Source organism: Sphingomonas sp. Leaf4, from assembly GCF_920939515.1.
Taxonomy (GTDB): Bacteria; Pseudomonadota; Alphaproteobacteria; order Sphingomonadales; family Sphingomonadaceae; genus Sphingomonas.
On sequence record NZ_CAKLBB010000006.1, the window covers coordinates 23,108 to 46,146 of the forward strand.

Genomic DNA, 23,039 nt, shown 5'->3' on the forward strand with positions numbered 1-23,039 from the left:
ACCGATGTTGAACCGTGAACGCTTTTGCGGCCGTTTCGCGATGCCAGCCATTGCCGATTCCGCGCGCCCGCCCTAGCTACCGGGCCATGGCAGACCCCTATGCAACCCTGGGCGTGGCGCGTGACGCCAGCGAAGCGGATATAAAAAAGGCCTATCGCAAGCTGGCGAAGGAGCTGCATCCCGATCGCAACAAAGACAACAAGGCGGCGTCCGACCGTTTTTCCAAGGTGACGCAGGCCTATGACCTGCTGACCGACAAGGACAAGCGCGCGCGGTTCGACCGCGGCGAGATCGACGGCGAGGGCAATCCGGCGTCGCCGTTCGGCTATGGCGGTGGACCCGGCGGCGGGTTCCAGCCGGGGCCGGGCGGACGCGGCGGCTTCGACATGGGCGGTGCGGGCCAGGGCGGCGATTTCTCGGACATCTTCGAGGGGCTGTTCGGCGGGCGCGGCAATGCGGGTGGTCCGGGCGGCGGCTTCGCCAGCGGGTTCGGCCGCCGGCCGCAGCCCAAGGGCGCAAACGTCGCCTATCGCCTGAAAGTCCCGTTCGAGGATGCCGCGACGCGCAGCCCGCAGCGCATCACGCTGGCCGACGGCAAGACGCTCGACCTGAAACTGCCCGCAGGGGTCGAGAGCGGTACGCAGATGCGGCTGTCGGGCAAGGGCGAGCAAGGCCCCGGCGGGGCGGGCGACGCGATCGTGACGATCGAGGTCGAGCCGCATCGCTTCTATGTCCGCGACGGCGACGACGTTCGCGTCGACCTGCCGATCACGCTGTCCGAAGCGGTGCTGGGCGCTAAGATTCGCGTGCCGACCGTGGAAGGCGCGGTGATGCTGAGCGTGCCGAGGGGATCGACCTCGGGCAAGACGCTGCGGCTGAAAGGGCGGGGGTTCCACCGCAAGGACGCGACGCGCGGCGATCAGTTGGTGACGTTGCTCGTCGATCTGCCGGTCGATGACGATGCGCTGGTCGAATTCGTCCAGCGGTGGGACGGACCGGCGACGGACCCCCGGGGCCGCTTCGGCGTTTGACGCCGACCTGAACCCGGCTGGAGCAGCCATGACCCAGCCGTCGCCCGAAAGCCCCGAAGCACGCCACCAGCGCGGCCGCCCGGCCCTGTCGCGATTGCGCCCGTCGGTCCGCGCGATCGAGGTGGCGAAGCGGGTGGTGGTCGGTACGTTCAACGACGGCTTCACCCATGCCGGCAACCTCGCCTATCTGTCGTTGCTGACGCTGTTCCCGTTCTTCATCGTCGCGGCGGCGATCGCGCGGGCGTTCGGGCGCAGCGACGACAGCGTCCATGCGGTCAGCGCGTTCCTCGAAACCGTGCCGGCCGAAGTGGCGAGCGTCCTGCAGCAGCCGATCCTCGACGTGTTGCAAGCACGGTCGGGATCGCTGCTGTGGCTCGGTGCGCTGGTGGGGCTGTGGACGACCACCGGGTTCATCGAAACGGTGCGATCGATCCTGCGGCAAGCCTATGGCGTGCCGTTCTCGCGGCCGTTCTGGGAATATCGGCTGGGATCGATTGGGCTGATCGTCGGGTCGGTCGTGCTGTTGATGGTAGCGTTCAGCCTGCAGGTCGTGCTGGTCGGTGTCGAGCAACTGATCTATCGCGCGCTACCGTTCCTCGCGCCCTATGCCGCGTATCTGTCGATCGCGAAGCTGTTTCCGGCACTGGCGCTGCTGCTGGCGCTCTACATCCTGTTCTATACGCTGGCCCCCAAGCGATATCGTCAGTCGGGCTGCCCCAAATGGCCGGGCGCGGTGGCGACCGCCGGGGTGTGGATCGGGACGACGCAGCTCCTGCCGCTCGCGCTCGACATGCTGGGGGGCTATGACCGCACCTATGGCAGCCTGGCAGGCGTGATGATCGCGCTGTTCTTCTTCTATATCGTCGGGCTGGGCGTGGTGATCGGCGGGGAATTGAACGCGGCGCTGGCGGAGACGCCCGAAGCCGCGCTAGAGGGGCCGACGGACGAAGAAAAAGGGAAAGTCGCGTGAACGGACTGATGCAGGGCAAGCGCGGGGTCATCATGGGACTCGCCAATGATCGGTCGCTGGCCTGGGGCATCGCCAAGCAACTGGCCGCGCAGGGGGCCGAGCTGGCCTTCACCTATCAGGGCGAGGCGCTGGAGCGGCGCGTGCGGCCGCTGGCGGGCGAGCTGGGATCGGACTTTCTGATCGAATGCGATGTCGCGACCATGGAATCGCTCGACACCGCGTTCGAGCGGATCGCGGCGCGCTGGCCGACGATCGACTTCGTCGTCCATGCGATCGGCTTTTCGGACAAGAACGAGCTGCGCGGCCATTATTACGACACCAGCCTCGACAATTTCCTGATGACGATGAACATCAGCGTGTATTCGTTCACCGCCGTCGCCAAGCGCGCGCGGGCGCTGATGCCCAACGGCGGATCGCTGGTGACGCTGACCTATTACGGGTCAGAAAAGGTCGTGCCGCATTACAATGTGATGGGTGTCGCCAAGGCGGCGCTCGACATGTCGGTCAAATATCTGGCGATGGACATGGGGCCGGAGAATATCCGGGTGAACGCGATTTCTGCGGGTCCGATCAAGACGCTGGCCGCCAGCGGCATCGGCGATTTCCGCTACATCCTGAAGTGGAACGAGCTGAACTCGCCGTTGCGCCGGAACGTCACGATCGACGATGTCGGCGGGGCGGGGCTGTATCTGCTGAGCGACCTGTCGAGCGGCGTGACCGGCGAAATCCACCATGTCGATGCCGGCTACAACGTCATCGGCATGAAGGCCGAGGACGCACCCGACATCGCGTTGTCCTGAGGCCACCGTGGCGGTGATCCGTGCCGCGACCGGCGGCGATGCTCCGGCGGTCGATGCGTTGCTGCGCACCTGTTTCCCACGGGATGAGGAAGCGCGGCTGGTGCAGCACCTCGCCATCGACGGCGATCTGGTGCTGGTGCTGGTCGCCGAGGATGGCGGCGCGATCACCGGCATGGTCGCCGCCAGCCGGATGCACGTCACCGCCGATGCCCGCGAGGTGGCGGCGGTCGCCATCGCGCCGCTGGCGGTCGCGCGCGAGGCGCGAGGGCAAGGGGTGGGCGAGGCGCTGACCGCCGCCGCCATCGCCCATCTGCGCAGCGGTGGCGCGGAACTGGCGTTCGTGCTGGGCGATCCGGCGTTTTACGACCGCTTCGGCTTCGATGCCGCCGTCGCGGCAGGGTTCGACAGCCCCTATGCCGGCGAGCATTTCATGGCGCTGCGCCTGAACGATGGGCCGTGCATCCACACCCCCGGCACGGCGACCCACGCCAATGCGTTCGCGACGCTCGGAGACGATTGATGAGCCACAACAGCTTCGGGCATCTGTTCCGGTTCACCACTTGGGGCGAGAGCCATGGGCCGGCGCTGGGCGCGGTCGTCGACGGGTGTCCGCCGGGGTTGCCGCTGGGCGAGGATGACATTCAGCCGTTCCTCGACGCGCGGCGACCGGGCACCAGCCGGTTCACGACGCAGCGGCGTGAGCCGGATGCGGTGCGTATCCTGTCGGGTGTGTTCGAGGGGCAGACGACCGGCACGCCGATCAGCCTGATGATCGAGAATGTCGACCAGCGATCGAAGGATTATTCGGACGTCGCCAAGGCCTATCGTCCCGGCCATGCCGATTACGCCTATGACGCGAAATACGGTTTTCGCGACTATCGCGGTGGTGGCCGGTCGTCGGCGCGGGAGACGGCGGCGCGGGTCGCGGCGGGTGCGGTCGCGCGGCTGGTCATTCCCGAAGTGACGATCACCGCATGGGTCGAATCGATCGGCGGCGATGCGATCGATCCGGCGAAGTTCGACTTGCAAGAGATCGGCCGTAACCCGTTCTTCTGCCCCGATGCCGCCGCCGCGCAGCGCTGGGAGGCGCTGGTCGACGGTGCGCGCAAGGCGGGATCGTCGCTCGGCGCGGTGATCGCCTGCGAAGCGGTCGGCGTGCCGGCGGGGTGGGGCGCGCCGCTCTATGCCAAGCTCGATGCCGAACTGGCGAGCGCCGCCATGTCGATCAATGCGGTCAAGGGCGTCGAGATCGGCGACGGCTTCGCGGCGGCGGCGCTGTCGGGGGAGGCGAATGCCGATCCGATGCGCCCCGGCGCGAATGGGCCGGAGTTTCTGGCCAACCATGCCGGGGGGATCGCGGGCGGCATCTCGACGGGACAGCCGGTGCGGCTGCGCGTGGCGTTCAAGCCGACCAGCTCGATCCTGACGCCGGTCGAGACGATTTCGCCGCAGGGCGAAGCAGCGGTGATCGCGACCAAGGGCCGCCACGATCCGTGTGTCGGTATCCGCGGCGTGCCGGTGGTGGAGGCGATGGTCGCGCTGGTGCTTGCCGACCAGAAACTGCGGCATCGCGGGCAAACCGGCTGAACCTGCCGGACCGGCCATCGCCGATCGGCAACGGCTGGTCCGGGAAATGTTGGTATCCTGCGATGGGTTGAGCGGCGCTGGTGGAGCCAATCGGACGCCCGGGGACTTGAACCTCCTGCTTGATGCAAGGAGACTTCCGATGCGTAAGACCATCTTTACCGGCCTGCTGATCCTCGCGGGATCGACCGCCGCCGTCGCGCAGGTGCCGCAGACCCCGACCTCGCCGACACGGCCGACGACGACACCCGGCACGATCGATCCGACCCGTCCGACGCAGCCCGCGCCACTGACGACCGGTCCGACCAACCCGGTGCCGGAACCCACGACGCAGCCCGACGATCCGGCGCGTCCGACCGACCCGTCGACAACCACGACCGACGACACGACCCCGCCGAATACCACCGGCGATACGCCGGTCGGCACGCCGCCGGGCGCGACGCCCCGCTGACGCGCCCAAGGGTTGCGTAAAAAAGGCCCGCCCGGAGGTTCCGGGCGGGCCTTTTTCGCGTCGGTCGATGTGCGATCAGTCGGCGAAGGGATCGCGGACGAGGATCGTATCGTCGCGCTCGGGGCTGGTCGACACCAGCGTCACCGGGCACTGGATCAGCTCCTCGATCCGGCGGATGTACTTGATCGCCTGCGCCGGGAGTTCGGCCCAGCTCCGCGCGCCCGCGGTCGATTCGGACCAGCCGGCGATGGTTTCGTAGATCGGCTCGACCGCCATCTGGTCGGCGGCATGGGCCGGGAAATAGTCGAGCGTGCGATCGCCGAGGCGATAGCCGGTGCAGATACGGATTTCCTCGAACCCGTCGAGTACGTCGAGCTTGGTCAGCGCGATGCCGGTCACGCCCGATACCGCCACCGCCTGACGCACCAGCACGCTGTCGAACCAACCGCAGCGGCGCTTGCGCCCCGTGACCGTGCCGAATTCATGGCCGCGCTCGCCCAGCCGCTGGCCGGTCGCGTCTTCCAGTTCGGTCGGGAAGGGGCCGGAGCCGACGCGGGTGGTGTATGCCTTGGCGATACCGAGTACGAAGCCGACCGCGCCCGGCCCCATGCCCGAACCGCCCGCCGCCGTGCCGGCGATGGTGTTGGACGAGGTGACGAAGGGATAGGTGCCGTGATCGATGTCGAGCAGCACGCCCTGCGCGCCTTCGAACAGGATGCGCTTGCCCTTCGCACGGGCGTCAGCGAGCACGCGCCACACCGGCTGGGCATAGGGCAGCACGAAGCCGGCGATCTCGCGCAGTTCGGCGATCAGTTGCGCCCGGTCGATTGCGCTCTCGCCGAAGCCGGCGCGCAGTGCGTCGTGATGCGCGGTCAGGCGATCGAGCTGCGGTTCGAGCTGGTCGAGATGGGCAAGGTCGCAGACGCGGATCGCGCGGCGGCCGACCTTGTCCTCGTACGCCGGGCCGATGCCGCGACGGGTGGTGCCGATCTTGCCGGCGCCGCTCGCATCCTCGCGCAACCCGTCGAGATCGCGGTGGAAGGGGAGGATCAGCGTGCAGGTTTCGGCGATCATCAGCGTGTCGGGCGTGACCGAGACGCCCTGATCGCGCAGCCGTTCGATTTCGGCCTTGAGTGCCCAAGGGTCGAGCACCACGCCGTTGCCGACGATCGACGGCGTGCCGCGCACGATGCCCGAGGGCAGCAGCGACAGTTTATAGGTGGTGCCGCCGACGACCAGCGTATGGCCGGCGTTGTGCCCGCCCTGAAACCGGACGACCATGTCGGCGCGTTCCGCCAGCCAGTCGACGATCTTGCCCTTGCCCTCGTCACCCCATTGGGCGCCGATCACCGCTACGTTGGCCACTCCGTCCAATTCCTCGATACTGTCCGCGTATGTGGACGGCGCTTAGGCGCGTCGCGGGGCCGCGTCCACCGTGCGCGGTGCCGAAGGCGGCGGAATGTGACGATAGAGTTGCGATTCCTCCTGCCGGATGCGCTGGCCGAGCGCGGCGAGCACGGCACGGGTAGCGTGGACGAAGCCGTCGGGATCGGCGGCGAGGGCGGTGCCGTCCCAGTCGCGCATATAGGCTTTGAACGCATCGGCGAGGCCGCCTATCTGCGCCTGCATCCGCCGCGACAGATTGGCGACCTCCGGCGACGGATCGCGTTCGAGCAGCGGGTAGAGCAGTTGGTCCTCGGTCGCGAGATGGGCGAGCAGCAGGCGGCTGAGCTGCCAGCGGGCCCGGGCGACGGCACCCGGATCGAGCGGACGGGTGGTGCACAGGCCCAGCAAGCCGGCGGCGACCGCTTCGATCGCCCTGTGTTCCTCGCTCAGTCGATCCCGGTGCAACATCGCTCGATTCCCCCGGTGCGGTGCGGATGACAATACATATGGATCGTATGAAAACGCTAACAAAGCATGAGGGATACGCGCCCTCGACATCCGTGAAACCCGCGCGCACAACCGGGCGCACAGGATAATCGCAGGAGAGCGTGCCCATGAAACTTGCCAGCCTCAAGCATGGCCGCGACGGCCGGCTGGTCGTCGTTTCGACCGACCTGGCGTGGTATGCCGATGCGAGCGCGATCGCGCCGACGTTGCAGGCGGCGCTGGACGATTGGGACCGGGTGGAGGCCGACCTGCGCAACCTTGCCACCGATCTCGACCATGACGTCATCCCCAAGGACCGGTTCCACGAGCGCGACGCGGCATCGCCGCTGCCGCGCGCGTATCAATGGGCCGATGGCTCCGCCTATGTGAACCATGTCGCGCTGGTGCGGCAGGCGCGCGGCGCGGAGATGCCCGACAGCTTCTGGCACGATCCGTTGATGTATCAGGGCGGGTCGGACGGATTCCTTGGCCCGCGCGATCCGATCCCGGCCGGCGACGATAGCTGGGGCCTCGATTTTGAGGGCGAGGTGGTGGTCGTGACCGGCGATGTCGCGATGGGCGCGTCGCGCGAGGAGGCGCTGGCGGCGGTGCGGCTGGTGGGCCTCACCAACGACGTCAGCCTGCGCGGGCTGATCCCTGGCGAACTGGCCAAGGGGTTCGGTTTCTTCCAGTCGAAGCCGGCCTCGGCCTTCTCGCCCGTCTTCGCGACGCCCGATTCGCTTGGGAGTTGGTGGCGGGACGGCAAGCTGCACCGCCGGCTGTGCGTCGATCTGAACGGCGTGGCGTTCGGCCGGGCGGAAGCGGGCGAGGACATGACCTTCGATTTCGGCACGCTGATCGCCCATGCCGCGAAGACCCGCGCGCTGGGGGCGGGGACGATCATCGGGTCGGGCACCGTGTCCAACCGCGACGGCGATGGCGGGCCGGGCAAGCCGGTGGGCGACGGCGGGATCGGCTATTCGTGCCTCGCGGAACTGCGCACCGTCGAGACGATCCGGGGCGGCAAGGCGGAGACGCCGTTCCTGAAAAGCGGCGATACCGTCCGCATCTGGGCCGAGGACGACCGGCATCATCCGATCTTCGGGGTCATCGAACAGGTCGTCGGCGGGTAACGTTCAAGGGAACGGGGGTGGCCCCTCGACGATTTGTAGCGGAGTCGTAACCGTCGGGGGCCATGCCATGATTCACGCCAAACCGCTGCGCTGGGCGCTGCCGCTGTTGCTCGCCGGGTGTGCGACGATGCCGGGCGCGCCGCCGGTGGCGCAGGTATCGCGGGCGGGCGCGGTGGCGACACCGGCCGAGCGCTTCGGGCCGTTGTTCGAGGCGGTGCAGATGCGGCGCATCTTTCCCGACGGCAAGACCTTCGTCGATGCGGTGCCGAGGCGGAGCGACGCGGCGATCCTTGCCGAGTATCGCCGTGGAAGCTTTGCCGATGACGCGGCGCTCCGCGCGTTCGTGCTGGCCAATTTCGACGTGCCGGGGCTGGAGACGCCGCCTGCGTCCGCCACCGGGCCGCGCCTGCCGATCGCGCGGCATATCGCCGAGCTGTGGCCGCATCTGACCCGCGATCCCGTCACGCCGCCGCCGGGGTCGAGCGCGCTGGCGGTCAGCGACCGGTTCGTGGTGCCCGGCGGGCGGTTTCGCGAACTGTACTATTGGGACAGCTATTTCACGATGCTCGGGCTGGCGGCGGACGGGCGGCAGGACCTGATCGAATCGATGGTCGCCGGCTTCACCGATCTGGTCGAGCGCTATGGCCATGTGCCCAACGGCACGCGCAGCTATTATCTCAGCCGGTCGCAGCCGCCGTTCCTGTATCTGATGATGGGGCTGTCGAAGGTGCAGGACCCGGCGGTGCTCAAGCGGCGGCTGGCGGCGCTAAAGCGCGAGCACGCCTTTTTCACCGCGCCCGAACGGTCGGTGACGCTGCCCGATGGCGCGGTGCTCCAGCATTACTGGGATGGCAGGGATACCCCGCGCGACGAATCGTGGCGCGAGGATGTCGAGACGGCGCGGGCGAGCGGGCGACCGGCGGCCGAGGTCTATCGCCACCTGCGCGCCGGGGCGGAGAGCGGCTGGGACTATTCGTCGCGCTGGCTGGCCGATGGGCGGACGCTGGCGACGATCGATACGACCAACATTCTGCCCGCCGATCTCAACAGCCTGTTGTGGGGGCTGGAGCGATCGATCGCCGATCTGGCGACGCGGACCGGCGATGCGGCGACCGCGCGCGACTTTGCGGCGCGGGCCGCGCGGCGCGGGCAGGCGATCGAGCGCTGGCTGTGGAGCGAGGGCGAGGGACGCTATGGCGATTACGACGTCGCCCGCCAACGGTTGCGCGGCGGGGCGAGCGCCGCCACCGCCTTCCCGCTGTTCGTCGGGCTGACGACCGGGCCGCGCGCTGCGCGGGTGGCGCGGACGATCGAGACGCGGCTGGTCGCGCCCGGCGGCCTGCGCAGCACCGAGGTCCAGACCGGGCAACAGTGGGACCGGCCGAACGGCTGGGCGCCGCTGCAATGGGTGGGGGTCCACGGCCTCGACCGGGTCGGCGAGCGCGTGCTGGCCGACCGGATCGCGGGCAGCTTCCTGACCACGGTCGAGCGCGAATATGCCGCCTCGGGCAAGCTGGTCGAGAAATACGATGTCGAGGCGGTGCGGCCGGGCGGGGGCGGCGAGTATCCGTTGCAGGACGGGTTCGGCTGGACCAACGGGGTGACGCGGGCGCTGCTCGACCGGGCAGCGGCGGGGCGGAATTAGGCCGGACTTGCTCCCCTCCCTGGAAGGGAGGGGAGAATGGGCCGTTTCGTACCGAAAGCCGGTTCAAAGTTTACAAAGTTTACACTAGCGACGTGTTCGTTGCGAATGCGTAGCATTCCGAGGTGGCGCGATCATCCGCTTGCCGCGCGGAATTTGGCGAACATGTCGGCAAGCGTCAGGCGGGTGTCGATCGCGGTATAGACCCGCATCGGCCGGCCGCCGGCTGCGGGGGCATAGCCGCCGCGATCGGTAATGCGCGGGGTCGGGCGAACGCGATAGGCGCTCGACGAACTATCGGCGTCGAACGCCGATTGCAGCGCGGTGAGCGTGACCAGCGGACTGTCGCCGAGCGCATAGGTTTCGCCGAGCCGGTAGCGGGCGAGCGCGATCGTCGCTTCGATCCGGTCGAGCAGATAGTCGCCGAGCGCGCCGGTGCCGCGCAGTCCCTCGATCAGTTCGGCATGGCTGACGAGCAGCGTGCGATAGACGTCGCGCGGGACCTGCCAGATCTCGATTGTTGAGTCGTTGAACACGGTCTGGGCGGCGGCGAGATCGATGGTGAGGTTGTATTCGGGGATGGCGGCGCGGACCGGATCGTCGTGCTCGGGGCCGCCGATCCAGACCAGCTTCAGGCGCGAGGCGATGCGCGGGTCGATCCGCAATGCCTCGGCGAGATCGGTAAGCCCCGCGCCGGCGGCGTAGAACAGCGGCAGGCCGGTATCGGTGCGCAGCGCCTCGGCGATGATCCGGCGGGCGGCGGGGGTCGCTTCGGGCGGTGCGCCGGGCGTCGGCGCGGCGTTGCGGCCGGCGACCAGAACGGGGCGCTGCGCGAGGCGCATCCGGTCGATCAATTCGCTCGCGACGCGCACCGCATGGTCGGCCTGCGTCGTGCTTTTGTCGAGAAAATCGTTGGGGTGGATGTGCGATCCGATCACCAGCGGCACGGTGACGGCGGGCGAGAGCAGATGGTGCGCAAGCTGGAACAGTCCGTCGGGATCGCCCGAAAAATCATTGTCGAGGATGACGCGCGAGCGGGGGCGGGCGCTCAAGGTCCGCGCGGCGGCGGGGCGGGGGAGGATCGCCGCGCAGCCCGCCGCGCCGATGGCGGTCAGGATCGATCGTCTGTCCATCGCGGGTTCCTCCTGTCGCGTCGCGTCCGGGTGGCATCCTGCCGCAGCGTGGCGGTGTAGGACAGGGGGTGGGGCCGATCGACCTTCAGTTCCAGACCCCACAAAACCGTCACCCCGGACCTGTTCCGGGGTGACGAAGGGGCAACATGACGGATCGTGTGCCGCTACGCCGCCCAGGCGGCGACATCCTCCTGCGCGCCGATCAGGGCGAGGCCGTGGGCGACCGAGGTGAGTTCGCCGCCGCTGGCCAGCCGCCCCTCGCCGAAGCGGGTGGCGAAGGCGCGGCGGATGGCGGGGGTGAGCGAGGTGCCGCCGGTCAGGAACACGCGGTCGATCGCGTCGGCCGATACGCCGGCGGTGTCGAGCGCGCGTTCGACAACGCCCATGATGCGCTCGATGTCGGGGGCGATCCAGTCCTCGAACTGGGCGCGGGTGACGGGGGCCTCGATCGCGATGCCGCCGCCTTCGAACGCGAAGGTCGCCTCGTCGCCGATCGATAGCGCGCGTTTGACCTGGCCGACCGCGTCGTAGAGCGGATAGCCCTGTTCGCCCTCGATCACCGCGACCATGCGTTCGATTGCCGCCGGATCGGTCGCGGCGCGGCGCAGCGTTTCGAGTTCGGCGAGCGTCTTGCGGTTGCGCATCAGCGCGAGGCGCGACCAGTCGCCGAAGTCGGTGAAATGGCCGGGCGGGATTTCCAGCACCTTGTCGAACGAACGATAGGTGCCGCCCTTGCCGAGCAACGGCAGGACGAGGCGGTCGAGGATGCGGCGGTCGAACTGGTCGCCGGCGATGCCGATGCCGGCCGAGCCGAGCGGGGTCGCGCGCCGTTCCGACCCCGGTGCCTCCAGCCGGACGATCGAGAAGTCGCTGGTGCCGCCGCCGAAATCGGCGACGAGGATCGTCGCGGCGGCATCGAGCGTCGCGGCATGGCTGAACGCCGCGCCGAGCGGCTCGTGGACATAGACGATCTGCGCGCCCAGCGCGGCGAACATCGCGTCGTAGCGGGTGCGTGCCAGCGCCTCGTCGGGGCGGTGGCCGGCATAGGTGACGGGGCGGCCGACGACGATCCGCTTCGCCCCGGTCAGCGCGCCGCCGGCGTGGCTGACGAGATGATCGAGGAAGGTCCGGCCGAGATCCTCGAACCGGTAGCGGCGCTGGAAGATCGGGGCGCTGTCGAACGAGGCGCTGGCGGCGACCGACTTGAACGATTGCAGGAAGCGGCAACCCTCGGGGAACTGGAGATATTCGTCGATCGCCCATGGCCCGGCGGCGTGGGCGATACCGCCGGGCACCTCGTCCTGCCAGAAGCACAGCGCCGAGCGGAACACGCTGTCGGGACCGTGCGGCGTGGCGAGCGGGACCAGCTCGGCGTGGCCGTCGTCGCCCGCCCGCGCGAGGACGGTGTTGGTGGTGCCGAAATCGAGGCCGAGGACGGGGGGCATGGGGCACGTACTCCGGTAGCGGCGGGGTGCCGTACACCGGTGGTGGCGATGGCAACAAGCCGTTCGTCATTCCGTTGGGACCGATCGACGTTCAGCCGGACGGCGGGTCATGGCCTCTCCCCTCCCTGACAGGGAGGGGTCGGGGGTGGGTTGGCCCGAGAGGAAAGAAGAGTGTTCCCCAACCGGCCGACCCACCCCCAACCCCTCCCTGTCAGGGAGGGGAGCAGGTTGTGAAGGGATTGCGGTTGTCGACTCCTGCCTGCGCGGGGATGACGTAAAGGAACCACAGCCCCTTCGACACCGCCGTCCCCACGCGCTAGGGGTAGCGACAATGTCCGACTCCTTTCTCGACCTCGACTTGCCGGCGGTGCCGGAGGCGGCGCAGCCGTATCGGGTGCTGGCGCGCAAATACCGGCCGCAGACCTTCTCGCAGCTCATCGGCCAGGATGCGATGGTCACGACGCTGGGCAACGCCATCGCGCGCGGGCGGCTGGCGCATGCGTTCCTGCTCACCGGGGTGCGCGGGGTCGGCAAGACGTCGACCGCGCGGCTGATCGCCAAGGCATTGAACTGCATCGGCCCCGACGGGCAGGGCGGGCCGACGATCGATCCGTGCGGGGTGTGCGAGCCGTGCCGCGCGATTGCCGAGGGACGGCATATCGACGTGATCGAGATCGATGCCGCGTCGAACAACGGCGTCGACAGCGTGCGCGAGATGACCGAGGCGGTGCGCTATGCCGCCGTATCGGCGCGCTTCAAGATCTACATCATCGACGAAGTCCATATGATGTCGACCCCGGCGTTCAACGCGCTGCTCAAAACGCTCGAAGAGCCGCCCGCGCACGTCAAGTTCCTGCTGGCGACGACCGAGGTCCACAAGGTGCCGGTGACGGTGCTGTCGCGCTGCCAGCGCTTCGACCTGCGGCGGATTCCGGCGGAATTGCTGGCTGGGCATTTCGCGCATGTCGTCGAGGCCGAGGGGGTCGAGGCCGAGGCGGAAGCGCTGCAACTGATCGCGCGCGCGGCCGAGGGGTCGGCGCGCGATGGCCTCTCGATTCTCGACCAGGCGATCGCGCACGGCGGGCTGGAGGGTGACGGCGTGCGCGCCGATGCGGTGCGGCAGATGCTGGGGCTGTCGGATCGCGGGGCGATAAGGGCGCTGTTCGACCTGTTGTTGCAGAGCGACGCGGCGGGGGCGCTGCGGGCGCTGCGCCAGCAATATGATCTGGGCGTCGATCCGGCGTCGGTGCTGCGCACGCTGCTGGAGACGGTTCACGGCGTCACCATCGTCAAGGTCGGCGGGGATCGTGGGGCGGGCCAGTCGGCCGAGGAACGCGCGGCGTTCGACGGGTGGAGCGCGCTGTCGTTCCCGATGCTGCACCGGCTGTGGCAGTTGCTGCTCAAGGGGCATGAGGAAGTGTCGCGCGCGGCGCTGCCGATCGAGACGTGCGAGATGGCGCTGCTGCGGATCGTCCATGCCTCGTCGCTGCCCGATCCGGGGGCGCTGGCGCGGCAACTGGCCGCAGGTCAGGTGCCTAGCGTTCCGTCGCCGGTCGCCGCGCCGCCCGAGCCGGTCGTGCCGCCCAGCCCCGAGACGATGGAGGCGGTGGCACAGTTGCTCTCGAAGCACGGCCGCCATTCGCTCGAAGCGCAGTTCCGCAATTGCGCGCGGATGCTGCGGCTGGAGCCGAACCTGCTGGAGCTGAGCGGGAGCCGGCCATTGCCCGCCGACTTCGCGCGCGATCTGGAACAGGCGCTCAAAGGGATCACCGGGGTCCATTGGCGCGTGCTGATCGGCGAGGGGGCGGGCGAGGCGACGCTGCGCGAGCAGCACGAAGCGCGCGCGATGGATGAGCGTGCCGCGATCCTTGCCTCGCCGCTGGTGGCGGCGGCGTTCCGGGCGTTTCCCGATGCCGAACTGATCGAATGGAAGAAGGTGGAACGATGAAGAATCTCGACGATATTATGGCGATGGCGCAGAACGTGCAGAACGAGCTGACCAAGGCGCAGGCGAACCTCGACACGATCGAGGTCGATGGCCAGTCAGGCGGCGGGCTGGTGAAGGTCCGCGCGTCGGCCAAGGGGCGCATCCTAGGCGTCGACATCGACGATTCGCTGTTGCAGGTGTCCGAAAAGCAGATGCTGGAAGACCTGATCGTCGCCGCGTTCAACGATGCGCGGGCGAAGGCGGATGCGGCGAGCTCGACCGAGATGTCGAAGCTGACCAGCGGGTTGCCGCTGCCGCCGGGGTTCAAGCTGCCGTTTTGATGGCGGCGGTTCAGATGGACGGCTCCCCTCCCTGACAAGGGAGGGGTTAGGGGTGGGTTGGGTTGCGAGGCACTGTCGCGCTCGCCACGGGCCGACCCCCCCCGGCCCCTCCCTTCCAGGGAGGGGAGCAGATGGACTTCTGCCATGCTCCGTCGGGGACGATTGATACGCTGCTGGAACAAGCGTTCGGGCGGGCGGTTGTTGCTGCATCATTTCGCAACGGAGCTTGAGCCATGGCCGAGGATCGCATCGAGACGACGACGAACGGCGCGCCGCATACCACGATCATCGAACGGCGCGGGTCGGGCGGCGGGTTGCTGATCGGGCTGGCGGTGCTGATCGCGGTGATCGTCGCGGCCTATTTCCTGCTTAATCAGGCGAACAACGACAATGCGCGGACCGGTGCGGTGACATCGGCGGCCAAGAGCGTTGGCGATGCTGCGGACAAGGCCGGCGACGCGGTGGAGCGGGCGACGAAGTAAGCGGTCAGGGCCGATCGACCTTCAGCATTGCCGGCCGATCTTCGTCATTTTCGGCCGCAACAGCCACCCCTTTCGTCACCCCGGACTTGTTTCGGGATCCACGGCTCGGCAATCGGTATGCCTTGAGCTTCGATTGACTGCATTTGCGGTCAGGTGGACCCCGGAACGAGTCCGGGGTGACGACGCGCGAAGGAATGTCGATCCGCTCAGTTCAGGCAGCCGTCGAGGCCCTGACGGCGGACGACGCCGATGCGGGTTTCGATCGTGCGGGCGTAGCGGCGGGTGAAGCCGGTCGGCGCAATGCCGGCGCGCTTCTTGGGCAGCGGCAGGACGGCGGCGATTTGCGCCGCTTCGCGCGGGCTCATGCGCGCGGCGGAATGTTTGAAATAGCGCTGTGTGCCGGCTTCCACGCCGTAGGTGCCGATGCCGGTTTCGGCGACGTTGAGATAGACTTCCATGATCCGGCGCTTGCCCCACATCGCCTCGATCAGCACGGTGAACCACGCTTCCAGTCCTTTGCGGAAATAGCCGCCATTCTGCCAGAGGAACACGTTCTTCGCGGTCTGCTGGCTGATCGTCGAGCCGCCGCGGATGCGCCCGCCGGTCAGATTGCGGCGCGCGGCGTTGGCGATCGCGGCATAGTCGAAGCCGTTGTGCGCGCAAAAGCGGCTGTCCTCGCCGGCGATGACCGCGCGGGCCATGTCGGGATCGATGCTGGACAGCGGCCGCCAGCTTTTGGTGACGCCGTGGCCGGTGGGGACATCGCCGAGCATCGTCAGCGTGATCGGCGGCGGGACGAAGCGCAGGATCAGCACCAGCACGACCGATAGCACGACGAAGCCCAGCACGAGCTTGATCGCCCAGCCGAGGAGGCGGCGGTGCCACGTCGTGGCGGCGGGGCGGGAGCGGGGGGCGGTGCGGGCGGCCATGCCATGCTCGCTACGCTTTGGGGGTGGGGGAGGGCAAGGTGGCAACTGCGATCGCGGCGGGAGGTGGGGCGGCGGTCGCGTGCCGCCTTGATGCTTCTCGTGCTTTCGGGGTTTGCTTGCTGGGTGCGTTGGCGACTTCGACTGCCGTCTGTGCGCTGATGGGTCGGCAATTGCGGTCGCGGCTGGAGCCGGGAGGGCATAAGTTATGGATTCCGGCCTTTGCCGGAATGACGGTAGGGGGCGGCGGTTGCGCGCCGCCCCGGTGGTTACACCGCCGCCAGCATCCGGCGGTCGCCCGCCAGACGCATCATCGCCTTTTGCAATTTTTCGAACGCGCGGACCTCGATCTGGCGGACGCGCTCGCGGCTGACGCCATAGACCTGCGAGAGTTCCTCCAGCGTCTTGGGATCGTCGGTCAGGCGGCGTTCGGTCAGGATGTGCTTCTCGCGGTCGTTGAGGTCGTCCATCGCCTCGACCAGCATGCCGTGGCGAACGTCGGCTTCCTGTGCCTCGGCGACGACCGAATCCTGCAACGGGCTGTCGTCGGCGAGCCAGTCCTGCCACTGGCTCTCGCCATCCTCGCGCATCGGCACGTTGAGCGACGTATCGCCGCCCATCGCCATGCGACGGTTCATCGAGGTCACTTCCTCCTCGGTGACGCCGAGGTCGGTCGCGATCTTGTGGAGATGTTCGGGGCTGAGGTCGCCGTCCTCGAACGCATCGAGCTTCGACTTCATCCGGCGCAGGTTGAAGAACAGTTTCTTCTGCGCGGCGGTCGTGCCCATCTTCACGAGGCTCCACGACCGCAGGATGAATTCCTGGATCGAGGCGCGGATCCACCACATCGCATAGGTGGCGAGGCGGAAGCCGCGATCGGGCTCGAACTTCTTCACGCCCTGCATCAGCCCGATATTGCCTTCGGAGATCAGCTCGCTGACCGGCAGGCCATAGCCGCGATAGCCCATCGCGATCTTGGCGACCAAGCGCAGGTGCGAGGTGACGAGCTGCGCGGCCGCCTCGGGATCGCCATGTTCCTGGAACCGCTTGGCGAGCATATATTCCTGCTCGGGTGCCAGGATCGGAAATTTGCGGATTTCCGACAGATAGCGGTTGAGGCTCGCCTCGCCGCCGAGCGCCGGGATCGTCGCCGGGACGTTGCTGCCAGTTGCCATCGTCTAAACTCCCTTTGTCCCTGTCAGGACGTGCCGCAGTGCGGCGTGTCCGACCTTATACGTGAAGATGCCCCAACAGTTCCTGCATGTCTGCCGGAAGGTCGCTATCGAACGCCAAAGCGTTTTTTAGCACGGGGTGGATGAACCCGAGATGTGCGGCGTGCAACGCCTGCCGCCGGAAGCCAAGGCGCCCCAGCAGCGACTGGAGCGCGGGCCGCCGCCCGGCATAGACCGGATCGCCGAGCAGCGGATGGCCGATCGATGCCATATGGACCCGCACCTGATGCGTCCGCCCCGTCTCCAGCCGGCATTCGATCAGCGTCGCGTCGCGCAAGGGGCGAAGCGGGCGGAAGTGCGTCACCGCATGTTTGGCATGGGGGGCACGAACGATCGCCATCTTCTTGCGATCGTTGGGCGAGCGCGCGAGCGGCGCGTCGACCTTGCCGGTCGAGGTCGTCACCCGGCCCGCAACGACCGCCAGATAGCGCCGGTCGATGCTGTGATCCTTGAACTGGCTGGCAAGCCCTTCGTGCGCGGCATCGCTCTTGGCGACGACCAGCAGCCCCGAGGTATCCTTGTCGATGCGGTGGACGATGCCCGGCCGCGCGACGCCGCCGATCCCCGACAATTGCCCCGCGCAATGGTGGAGCAGCGCGTTGACCAGCGTGCCGTCAAGATTGCCGGCGGCGGGATGCACCACCAGCCCGGCAGGCTTGTCGACGACGATCAGGTGATCGTCCTCGTACGCGATCGACAGCGGAATATCCTGCGCCACCGTGTCGAGCGGCACGGCGGCGGGAACGGCGATGGTGAAGCTCTGCCCGGCGGCGACCTTGCGCGACGAATCGGTGATCGGGCCGGCATCGCCCGCGACATGGCCCGCCGCCATCAGCGCCTTGATCCGTTCGCGCGACAGGTCGGCGACGACATCGGCCAGCGCCTTGTCGATCCGTTGCCCGTGCAGCCCATCGGGAATGCGTGCGGTGATCGTGGAAACCCCCCGGTCCATCCGTTACGAGATGGGAATGACGCCGGTATTTTCAAGCGAACTGCTGCTCGCCCTGCTGCACGAGGGGGCGGCGAGTCCGGTCGAGCGCTGTGGGATCCTGCGTGGGGAGGGTGCGCGGATCGTGCGTGCCGACGCGACGGCGAACGTCGCGCCCGACCCGGCGCGGCATTTCGAGATCGATCCCGCCGCGCTGCTGGCGGCGCACCGCGATGCGCGGGGCGGCGGCGCGGGAATCGCCGGCTGGTATCACACCCATCCGGGCGGGCGGCCCGACCCGTCGCCGACCGACGCGGCGCAGGCGGCGGCGGACGGCATGCTCTGGCTGATCGTCGGCCACCGCACCGCCCGGCTGTGGCGCGCGGTGGCGGACGGGGCGGTGCATGGCCGGTTCGATCCGGTGGCTTTCACGGTCGAACTGCCCAATCGCGTTGAAAAAAAATGTCTGGCGGTCCACATGGAGGATGGCGAACGGACAGTGTCGTTCCGCCCGTCAAGGATTACATCGCTTTGAGCCTCAGCCCCGCCGATTTCGCCAGCCTGCTGTGTTCGCGGTTGTGCCATGACCTGCTGAGCCCGGTCGGGGCGCTCAACAACGGGCTGGAACTGCTGGCCGACGAACATGACCCCGATATGCGCGCCCGCTGTCTCGAACTGCTGGCGGACAGCGCGCGGGCATCGGCCAACAAGCTGAAATTCTTTCGCCTCGCGTTCGGCGCGGCGGGCGGCTTTGGCGATTCGATCGACACGCGCGAGGCGAAGGCGGCGATCGAGGGGCTGTTCGTCGACAACCACCGGGTCAAGCTTGGCTGGATGGTCGACGCGCCGTCGCTGCCCAAGCCGGCGGTGAAGGTGCTGCTGAACCTTGCGCTGATCGCGGGCGACGCGCTGGTGCGTGGCGGGCAACTCGATGTGGGCGCCGAGACGGGCGGTGGCGGTGTCGAGATCGTGGTGCGCGCCGACGGGCAGCGCATCGTGCTGGACCCCGAACTGCGCGGCGCGCTGCTGGGCGATGCGGCGATGATGACTCCGCGCGCGGCGGCGGCGTGTCTGGTGCGCGAACTGGTCGAGCAGGGGAACGGCGAGTTGCAGGTGTCGCCGGTCGATTCGCCGGTCTTGCTGTTCGGGGCGTCGTTTCCGCCGCGCTAGACGGGATGGGTATTCAGCTTTGGCAGGGGGGATTTGCCCCCCCGCGTCATCCCCGCGCAGGCGGGGATCCATACACGCCGACGCCAGTGATGGAATCGCGCCCGTTGCGTCTATGGGTTCCCGCCTGCGCGGGAACGACGAAAAGGCGTAACATCGGCTGAATATCCCGTCCGGCCCGAGGGCCGATCGACATTCGGCATTTCCGGCCAATCCTCGTCATTTCCGGCCGAAACAGCCGCACCTTTCGTCACCCCGGACTTGTTCCGGGGTCCATGGCTCGGCAAGCGATACGCCTTGAGCCTCGATCGACCGCATTTGCGGCCAGGTGGACCCCGGAACAGGTCCGGGGTGACGACGCGCGAAGGAATGTCGCGTCCGGCCCACGGCTGCGCTGACCATCGGACCGATTGCGAAACGACGATCGTTTTGCGATGCCTCCTGCGGGGGTGATCGATGAGCGAATCCGGGACAGGCGAAGCCGCGCGGCCATGGTTGCGCGAAATCGGCAGTATCGTGCTCGGCGTCCTGATCGCGCTGGCGATCGGCGAGGTTGCCGACGGGTTGCGCCACCGCGTCAATGCGCGGGCGACGCTGGCGGTGATACGGACCGACCTGGGCCGGAACGGCGTCAGCCTCGAGGAACGGATGATGAAGGGGCGGTGCTACCTGCGCCGCCTCGACGAGCTTCGCGCCGAGCTGGCGGCGGCGCGGCGGACGGGCAGGTTGCGGCCGATCGGCGCGATCGGCCAGCCGAACATCCGGCCGTTCTATCAACCGGGCTGGAACACGTTGCTCGGCAGCGGCGAGCTGAACTATCTGCCACGTCGGCAGATCGACGGTATCACGTCGTATTTCAGCATGGTCGAAACCTATGACGAGATGCAACGGGAGGAGCAGTCGGCGTGGGCGAGGCTGCGGGTGCTGGAGAATCGGACGGGGCCGGTCGAAGGCGATCTGATGGCGGAGCTGGAAACGACGATCGAGGAAACCCGTAATCGCTCCGAGATACTGAACGTTACCGCACGGCAGATGTGGATCTTCCAGCACTATCTGGGCGTGGCGACCGATCGGAGCTTTTTCGACAACGGCACCACGGCGGCGATGGCGCGCGCCAGTGTCGTCTGTCAGCCGTTGCAGGTCGCCGCCTCCTAACCCCCTCTTAACGACCCGTCGTCCATGCTGCCCCTTACGAACGGGCGGAGCCGCATGGACGATCTGTTGCAGGAATTCATTGCGGAGACCCGCGAGACGCTGGAGCCGCTGGCCGGCGAGATCGTGGCGTGGGAAGCCGCGCCCGACGATCGTGCGCGGCTGGATGCGATCTTCCGCTTCGTCCATACGGTGAAGGGAAGCTGCGGCTTCCTCGATCTGCCGCGCCTGTCGCGCCTGAGCCATGCCGCCGAGGATGCGCTGTCCGAGGTGCGCGACGGGCGGCGGCGGCCCGACCGGGCGCTGGTCGATGCGGTGCTGGCGATCGTCGACCGGATCGGCGCGCTGGTCGAGGCGATCGATTCGGGTACGTCGCTGGGCGACGGGGACGAGGACCGGCTGATCGCCGCGCTGGCCGAGGGCGGGCCGGCGGTGGTCGAGGTGCCGGTGGCGATGCCGGCGCCCGCCGCCGGGCGGGTGGCGCAGCGCAGCGTGCGGCTGAACGTCGATCTGCTCGAACGCATGATGAGCGGCATGTCCGACATGGTGCTGGTGCGCAACGAACTGGTGCGGCGGCTGCGCGAGATCGACCTCGATCCGCAACTGGAGGCGGCGGTGGAACGGCTGTCGGCGTCGGTCGCCGACATGCGCGATGCCGTCACCCGGACGCGGATGCAGAAGATCGAGACGCTGTTCTCGGCATTGCCGCGCATGGTGCGCGATACCGCCGCGACGCTGGGCAAGGCGGTGACGCTGACGATCGACGGCAGCGACGTCGAACTCGACCGCGAGATGATCGAGGTGATGCGCGATCCGTTGCTGCATGTCGTGCGCAACGCGATCGACCATGGCATCGAGGTGCCGGCGGAGCGCCGCGCGGCGGGCAAGCGCGAGGCCGGCCGGCTGCATATCGTCGCGCGCCAGTCGGGCAACCAGATCATCGTCGAGATCGCCGACGACGGGCGCGGGATCGATACCGAGGCGCTGGTCCGCAAGGCGGTGCGCGGCGGGCGGAGCGAGGCGGAACTGCGCGCGCTGTCCGAGCGCGAACGCTGCGAGCTGGTGTTCGCGCCCGGATTGTCGTCGCGCGACGTCGTGACCGAGATTTCCGGGCGCGGCGTCGGCATGGACGTGGTCAAGGCGTCGGTCGACCAGATCGGCGGGCGCATCACGCTCGACAACATGCCCGGACGGGGCTTGCGCATCGTGATGCAGGTGCCGCTGACCCTGTCGATCGTGTCGACGATCATCGTGACGGCGGGCGGCCATCATTTCGCGATTCCGCGGCAGGCGATCAGCGAGATCGTCAGCCAGCGCGGGCGCAACATCCGCGTCGACAGCGTCGGCGGCACGCGGGTGGCGGCGGTGCGCGACCGGCGGATGGCGGTGGTCGACCTGTGCGAACTGATCGGCGCGGACAGCACCATCGCGCCGGGCGCGCAGATGCTGGTGGTGGTCGGCATCGGCGGCGGCGACTTCGCGCTGGCGGTCGATCAGGTGTGCGATACCGAGGAACTGGTGGTGCGACCGGCCTGTCCGTCGGTGATGGCGTGCGGCCTGTATGCCGGGCAGACGCTGCCCGATACCGGCCAGCCGATGCTGCTACTCGATTGCGCCGGCGCGGCGCAACTGGCCGGGCTGCGCTTCGACGACACGCTGCGGCAGGCGGCGGTCGAGGAAGCGGTCGTGGAGCCGGGGATCGCCGCGCTGCTCTTCGAGGATCTCGACGGGCAGCGGCGCGTGTTGCCGCTGGCGGCGATCGACCGGATCGAAAAGGTGCCGCGCGACGCGCTGCGCCAGAGCGCGGGACGGTTGCGGATGACGATCGACGGGCGGATCGTGCCGGTCGAGGCGATGGGGCCATGCGACGGGACCGGGCCGCTCGAGGTGCTGCGGCTGACCGACGGCGCGATCGAGGTGGCCTATGCGATCCGCGAGGCAATCGACATCGTGACGCTGCCGGCCGAGATGGTGCCGGCGCGACAGGCGGGGCCGATCGCGGGCGTGGTGATGCTGGACGGCGACCAGACCGAGCAGATCGACGTGCTGTGGCTGTTCGAGCAGCATGCCGAAGGCAGCATGGCGGCGCGGGCGGCGCGGCCGACCTGCCTGCTGAGCGATGGCGGCGGATGGATGGCGACGTTCCTGCGCCCGATGCTGGAACAGGCGGGATACCGCACGATCGACCGCGCGGAGAGCGATGCCCCGCCGGCGATCGTGCTGGCGCAGGCGGGCGATGCGCATGTCGCGTCGGGTGGCGCGCCGGTAGTGCGGCTGCGCGAGGCGCTGGCCGACAGCGGCGATGGCAGCATCTATCGCTACGACCGCGAAGGCGTGTTGCGCGCGGTGCGCATGGCGGTGGGGGAATGACGATGGTCGAACTGCTGCTGATGGCGACGATCGACGGACAGGCGGTGGCGATCCGGTCCGATCAGGTGGAATCGGTGGTCGACATCGGCACGGTCACGCCGGTGCCGCTGGCGAGGCGGGCGGTGCGCGGGCTGGCGGCGCTGCGCAGCCGGGTGGTGACGGTGATCGATACCGGCGTCGCGCTCGACGAGGCGATCACCCCGCCGCCGCGTCGTCGCGCGGTGGTGACGCGGGTCGACGGGCATCATTACGCGCTGCTGGTCGATGCGCTGGACGACGTGCTGGAGTTCGAGGTGCAGCCGCTCACCCCCGGGCTGGTGCTGTGCCCGCGCTGGGCGGCGGTGGCGGACGGCATGATCGAGCGTGGCGACACGCCGGTATTGATCGTCGACCTGCCCGCCATCGTCGCGCGGGTGACGGGCGAAGGGCGGATCGCTGCGTAGCATTTCGTAT

23 protein-coding genes are annotated in these 23,039 nt (G+C 68.5%); 16 read left to right on the top strand and 7 right to left on the bottom strand.

Annotation, left to right across the window (positions count from 1 at the left end; genetic code table 11):
* Positions 1 to 86: 86 nt before the first annotated feature.
* The 6 genes from LRA89_RS09915 (at position 87) to LRA89_RS09940 (ending at position 4,836) form a co-directional block, all read left to right on the top strand.
* Positions 87 to 1,031 carry a DnaJ C-terminal domain-containing protein gene (locus LRA89_RS09915; protein WP_055759670.1) on the top strand — a complete coding sequence of 315 codons (945 nt, stop codon included), beginning with the start codon at positions 87 to 89 and terminating at the stop codon, positions 1,029 to 1,031.
* Positions 1,032 to 1,059: 28 nt separating this feature from the next.
* The gene (locus tag LRA89_RS09920) at positions 1,060 to 2,001 is read left to right on the top strand and encodes a YihY/virulence factor BrkB family protein (RefSeq protein ID WP_230770034.1); all 942 of its coding nucleotides are present in this window, start codon (positions 1,060 to 1,062) and stop codon (positions 1,999 to 2,001) included.
* Positions 1,998 to 2,801: an enoyl-ACP reductase FabI gene (fabI, locus tag LRA89_RS09925; RefSeq protein ID WP_055759676.1), complete on the top strand. Its 804-nt coding sequence runs from the start codon at positions 1,998 to 2,000 to the stop codon at positions 2,799 to 2,801. The genes LRA89_RS09920 and fabI overlap by 4 nt, the downstream gene beginning before the upstream one ends.
* Before the next feature lie 7 nt (positions 2,802 to 2,808).
* Complete coding sequence (locus LRA89_RS09930) at positions 2,809 to 3,321, top strand: GNAT family N-acetyltransferase (protein WP_230770035.1); 513 nt, start codon at positions 2,809 to 2,811, stop codon at positions 3,319 to 3,321.
* Positions 3,321 to 4,388, top strand: a complete 1,068-nt coding sequence (gene aroC / locus LRA89_RS09935; RefSeq protein ID WP_230770036.1) for a chorismate synthase — start codon at positions 3,321 to 3,323, stop codon at positions 4,386 to 4,388. The genes LRA89_RS09930 and aroC overlap by 1 nt, the downstream gene beginning before the upstream one ends.
* Positions 4,389 to 4,527: 139 nt before the next feature.
* Positions 4,528 to 4,836, top strand: coding sequence for a hypothetical protein (locus LRA89_RS09940; RefSeq protein WP_230770037.1), 309 nt, complete (start codon positions 4,528 to 4,530; stop codon positions 4,834 to 4,836).
* A 75-nt stretch (positions 4,837 to 4,911) separates the two neighbouring features.
* Here LRA89_RS09940 and LRA89_RS09945 read toward each other — a convergent pair whose 3' ends face one another.
* Together LRA89_RS09945 and LRA89_RS09950 are read right to left on the bottom strand one after the other, a co-directional pair.
* On the bottom strand, positions 4,912 to 6,201 hold the full coding sequence (locus LRA89_RS09945; protein WP_055759690.1) for an adenylosuccinate synthase: 1,290 nt from the start codon (positions 6,199 to 6,201) through the stop codon (positions 4,912 to 4,914).
* A 42-nt stretch (positions 6,202 to 6,243) separates the two neighbouring features.
* The gene (locus tag LRA89_RS09950; RefSeq protein ID WP_230770038.1) at positions 6,244 to 6,690 is read right to left on the bottom strand and encodes a hemerythrin domain-containing protein; all 447 of its coding nucleotides are present in this window, start codon (positions 6,688 to 6,690) and stop codon (positions 6,244 to 6,246) included.
* Positions 6,691 to 6,836: 146 nt separating this feature from the next.
* Between LRA89_RS09950 and LRA89_RS09955 the strand changes: the two genes are divergently transcribed.
* Complete coding sequence (locus LRA89_RS09955; RefSeq protein ID WP_230770039.1) at positions 6,837 to 7,841, top strand: fumarylacetoacetate hydrolase family protein; 1,005 nt, start codon at positions 6,837 to 6,839, stop codon at positions 7,839 to 7,841.
* Positions 7,842 to 7,908: 67 nt separating this feature from the next.
* Complete coding sequence (gene treF, locus LRA89_RS09960; RefSeq protein ID WP_443024959.1) at positions 7,909 to 9,486, top strand: alpha,alpha-trehalase TreF; 1,578 nt, start codon at positions 7,909 to 7,911, stop codon at positions 9,484 to 9,486.
* A 131-nt stretch (positions 9,487 to 9,617) separates the two neighbouring features.
* Here the strand turns inward: treF and LRA89_RS09965 are convergent, their stop codons facing one another.
* A complete protein-coding gene (locus LRA89_RS09965; RefSeq protein WP_230770040.1) occupies positions 9,618 to 10,616 on the bottom strand; it encodes a nucleoside hydrolase in 999 nt (332 codons plus the stop codon).
* Between the two features lie 164 nt (positions 10,617 to 10,780).
* Entirely contained in the window at positions 10,781 to 12,061 is a 1,281-nt protein-coding gene (locus LRA89_RS09970) for an Hsp70 family protein (RefSeq protein ID WP_230770041.1), read from the bottom strand.
* Positions 12,062 to 12,392: 331 nt separating this feature from the next.
* Here LRA89_RS09970 and LRA89_RS09975 point away from each other — a divergent pair, with 331 nt between their 5' ends.
* The 3 genes from LRA89_RS09975 to LRA89_RS09985 all read left to right on the top strand — a co-directional run bounded on the left by LRA89_RS09975 (position 12,393) and on the right by LRA89_RS09985 (position 14,811).
* Positions 12,393 to 14,009: a DNA polymerase III subunit gamma/tau gene (locus LRA89_RS09975; RefSeq protein WP_230770042.1), complete on the top strand. Its 1,617-nt coding sequence runs from the start codon at positions 12,393 to 12,395 to the stop codon at positions 14,007 to 14,009.
* Positions 14,006 to 14,329 (top strand): YbaB/EbfC family nucleoid-associated protein, encoded by a 324-nt coding sequence (locus LRA89_RS09980; protein ID WP_055759705.1) that lies wholly within the window; start codon positions 14,006 to 14,008, stop codon positions 14,327 to 14,329. Before LRA89_RS09975 ends, LRA89_RS09980 begins: the two co-directional genes overlap by 4 nt.
* A 233-nt stretch (positions 14,330 to 14,562) precedes the next feature.
* Positions 14,563 to 14,811, top strand: coding sequence for a hypothetical protein (locus LRA89_RS09985; RefSeq protein WP_055759708.1), 249 nt, complete (start codon positions 14,563 to 14,565; stop codon positions 14,809 to 14,811).
* Positions 14,812 to 15,017: 206 nt separating this feature from the next.
* Here LRA89_RS09985 and mtgA read toward each other — a convergent pair whose 3' ends face one another.
* From mtgA to LRA89_RS10000, 3 genes are all read right to left on the bottom strand, one after another.
* A complete protein-coding gene (gene mtgA, locus LRA89_RS09990) occupies positions 15,018 to 15,740 on the bottom strand; it encodes a monofunctional biosynthetic peptidoglycan transglycosylase (protein WP_056497841.1) in 723 nt (240 codons plus the stop codon).
* A gap of 266 nt (positions 15,741 to 16,006) precedes the next feature.
* Positions 16,007 to 16,912, bottom strand: coding sequence for an RNA polymerase sigma factor RpoH (gene rpoH, locus LRA89_RS09995; protein WP_055759716.1), 906 nt, complete (start codon positions 16,910 to 16,912; stop codon positions 16,007 to 16,009).
* A gap of 55 nt (positions 16,913 to 16,967) precedes the next feature.
* Positions 16,968 to 17,921 (bottom strand): RluA family pseudouridine synthase, encoded by a 954-nt coding sequence (locus LRA89_RS10000; protein ID WP_056497840.1) that lies wholly within the window; start codon positions 17,919 to 17,921, stop codon positions 16,968 to 16,970.
* 16 nt (positions 17,922 to 17,937) lie between these two features.
* On the opposite strand from LRA89_RS10000, the gene LRA89_RS10005 reads away from it, so the two are divergent.
* From LRA89_RS10005 to LRA89_RS10025, 5 genes are all read left to right on the top strand, one after another.
* Entirely contained in the window at positions 17,938 to 18,432 is a 495-nt protein-coding gene (locus tag LRA89_RS10005) for a Mov34/MPN/PAD-1 family protein (protein ID WP_443024960.1), read from the top strand.
* Entirely contained in the window at positions 18,429 to 19,067 is a 639-nt protein-coding gene (locus tag LRA89_RS10010) for a histidine phosphotransferase family protein (RefSeq protein ID WP_055759724.1), read from the top strand. The genes LRA89_RS10005 and LRA89_RS10010 overlap by 4 nt, the downstream gene beginning before the upstream one ends.
* A 453-nt stretch (positions 19,068 to 19,520) precedes the next feature.
* Complete coding sequence (locus tag LRA89_RS10015) at positions 19,521 to 20,219, top strand: hypothetical protein (protein WP_230770043.1); 699 nt, start codon at positions 19,521 to 19,523, stop codon at positions 20,217 to 20,219.
* Between the two features lie 54 nt (positions 20,220 to 20,273).
* Positions 20,274 to 22,586, top strand: a complete 2,313-nt coding sequence (locus LRA89_RS10020; RefSeq protein ID WP_230770250.1) for a chemotaxis protein CheA — start codon at positions 20,274 to 20,276, stop codon at positions 22,584 to 22,586.
* The gene (locus tag LRA89_RS10025; protein WP_321163096.1) at positions 22,583 to 23,029 is read left to right on the top strand and encodes a chemotaxis protein CheW; all 447 of its coding nucleotides are present in this window, start codon (positions 22,583 to 22,585) and stop codon (positions 23,027 to 23,029) included. The genes LRA89_RS10020 and LRA89_RS10025 overlap by 4 nt, the downstream gene beginning before the upstream one ends.
* Positions 23,030 to 23,039 lie beyond the last annotated feature (10 nt).

What these genes read in the sequence shown, in the direction of transcription:
- LRA89_RS09970 (WP_230770041.1), bottom strand. Translation starts at nt 12,061, where the DNA reads ATGCCCCCCGTCCTCGGCCTCGATTTCGGCACCACCAACACCGTCCTC.
- LRA89_RS10020 (WP_230770250.1), top strand. Translation starts at nt 20,274, where the DNA reads ATGGACGATCTGTTGCAGGAATTCATTGCGGAGACCCGCGAGACGCTG.
- LRA89_RS09920 (WP_230770034.1), top strand. Translation starts at nt 1,060, where the DNA reads ATGACCCAGCCGTCGCCCGAAAGCCCCGAAGCACGCCACCAGCGCGGC.
- LRA89_RS09965 (WP_230770040.1), bottom strand. Translation starts at nt 10,616, where the DNA reads ATGGACAGACGATCGATCCTGACCGCCATCGGCGCGGCGGGCTGCGCG.
- treF (WP_443024959.1), top strand. Translation starts at nt 7,909, where the DNA reads ATGATTCACGCCAAACCGCTGCGCTGGGCGCTGCCGCTGTTGCTCGCC.
- rpoH (WP_055759716.1), bottom strand. Translation starts at nt 16,912, where the DNA reads ATGGCAACTGGCAGCAACGTCCCGGCGACGATCCCGGCGCTCGGCGGC.
- LRA89_RS09985 (WP_055759708.1), top strand. Translation starts at nt 14,563, where the DNA reads ATGGCCGAGGATCGCATCGAGACGACGACGAACGGCGCGCCGCATACC.
- aroC (WP_230770036.1), top strand. Translation starts at nt 3,321, where the DNA reads ATGAGCCACAACAGCTTCGGGCATCTGTTCCGGTTCACCACTTGGGGC.
- LRA89_RS10015 (WP_230770043.1), top strand. Translation starts at nt 19,521, where the DNA reads ATGAGCGAATCCGGGACAGGCGAAGCCGCGCGGCCATGGTTGCGCGAA.
- LRA89_RS10025 (WP_321163096.1), top strand. Translation starts at nt 22,583, where the DNA reads ATGACGATGGTCGAACTGCTGCTGATGGCGACGATCGACGGACAGGCG.
- LRA89_RS09940 (WP_230770037.1), top strand. Translation starts at nt 4,528, where the DNA reads ATGCGTAAGACCATCTTTACCGGCCTGCTGATCCTCGCGGGATCGACC.
- LRA89_RS09915 (WP_055759670.1), top strand. Translation starts at nt 87, where the DNA reads ATGGCAGACCCCTATGCAACCCTGGGCGTGGCGCGTGACGCCAGCGAA.
- LRA89_RS09975 (WP_230770042.1), top strand. Translation starts at nt 12,393, where the DNA reads ATGTCCGACTCCTTTCTCGACCTCGACTTGCCGGCGGTGCCGGAGGCG.
- mtgA (WP_056497841.1), bottom strand. Translation starts at nt 15,740, where the DNA reads ATGGCCGCCCGCACCGCCCCCCGCTCCCGCCCCGCCGCCACGACGTGG.
- LRA89_RS09950 (WP_230770038.1), bottom strand. Translation starts at nt 6,690, where the DNA reads ATGTTGCACCGGGATCGACTGAGCGAGGAACACAGGGCGATCGAAGCG.
- LRA89_RS10005 (WP_443024960.1), top strand. Translation starts at nt 17,938, where the DNA reads ATGACGCCGGTATTTTCAAGCGAACTGCTGCTCGCCCTGCTGCACGAG.
- LRA89_RS09980 (WP_055759705.1), top strand. Translation starts at nt 14,006, where the DNA reads ATGAAGAATCTCGACGATATTATGGCGATGGCGCAGAACGTGCAGAAC.
- LRA89_RS10000 (WP_056497840.1), bottom strand. Translation starts at nt 17,921, where the DNA reads ATGGACCGGGGGGTTTCCACGATCACCGCACGCATTCCCGATGGGCTG.
- LRA89_RS09955 (WP_230770039.1), top strand. Translation starts at nt 6,837, where the DNA reads ATGAAACTTGCCAGCCTCAAGCATGGCCGCGACGGCCGGCTGGTCGTC.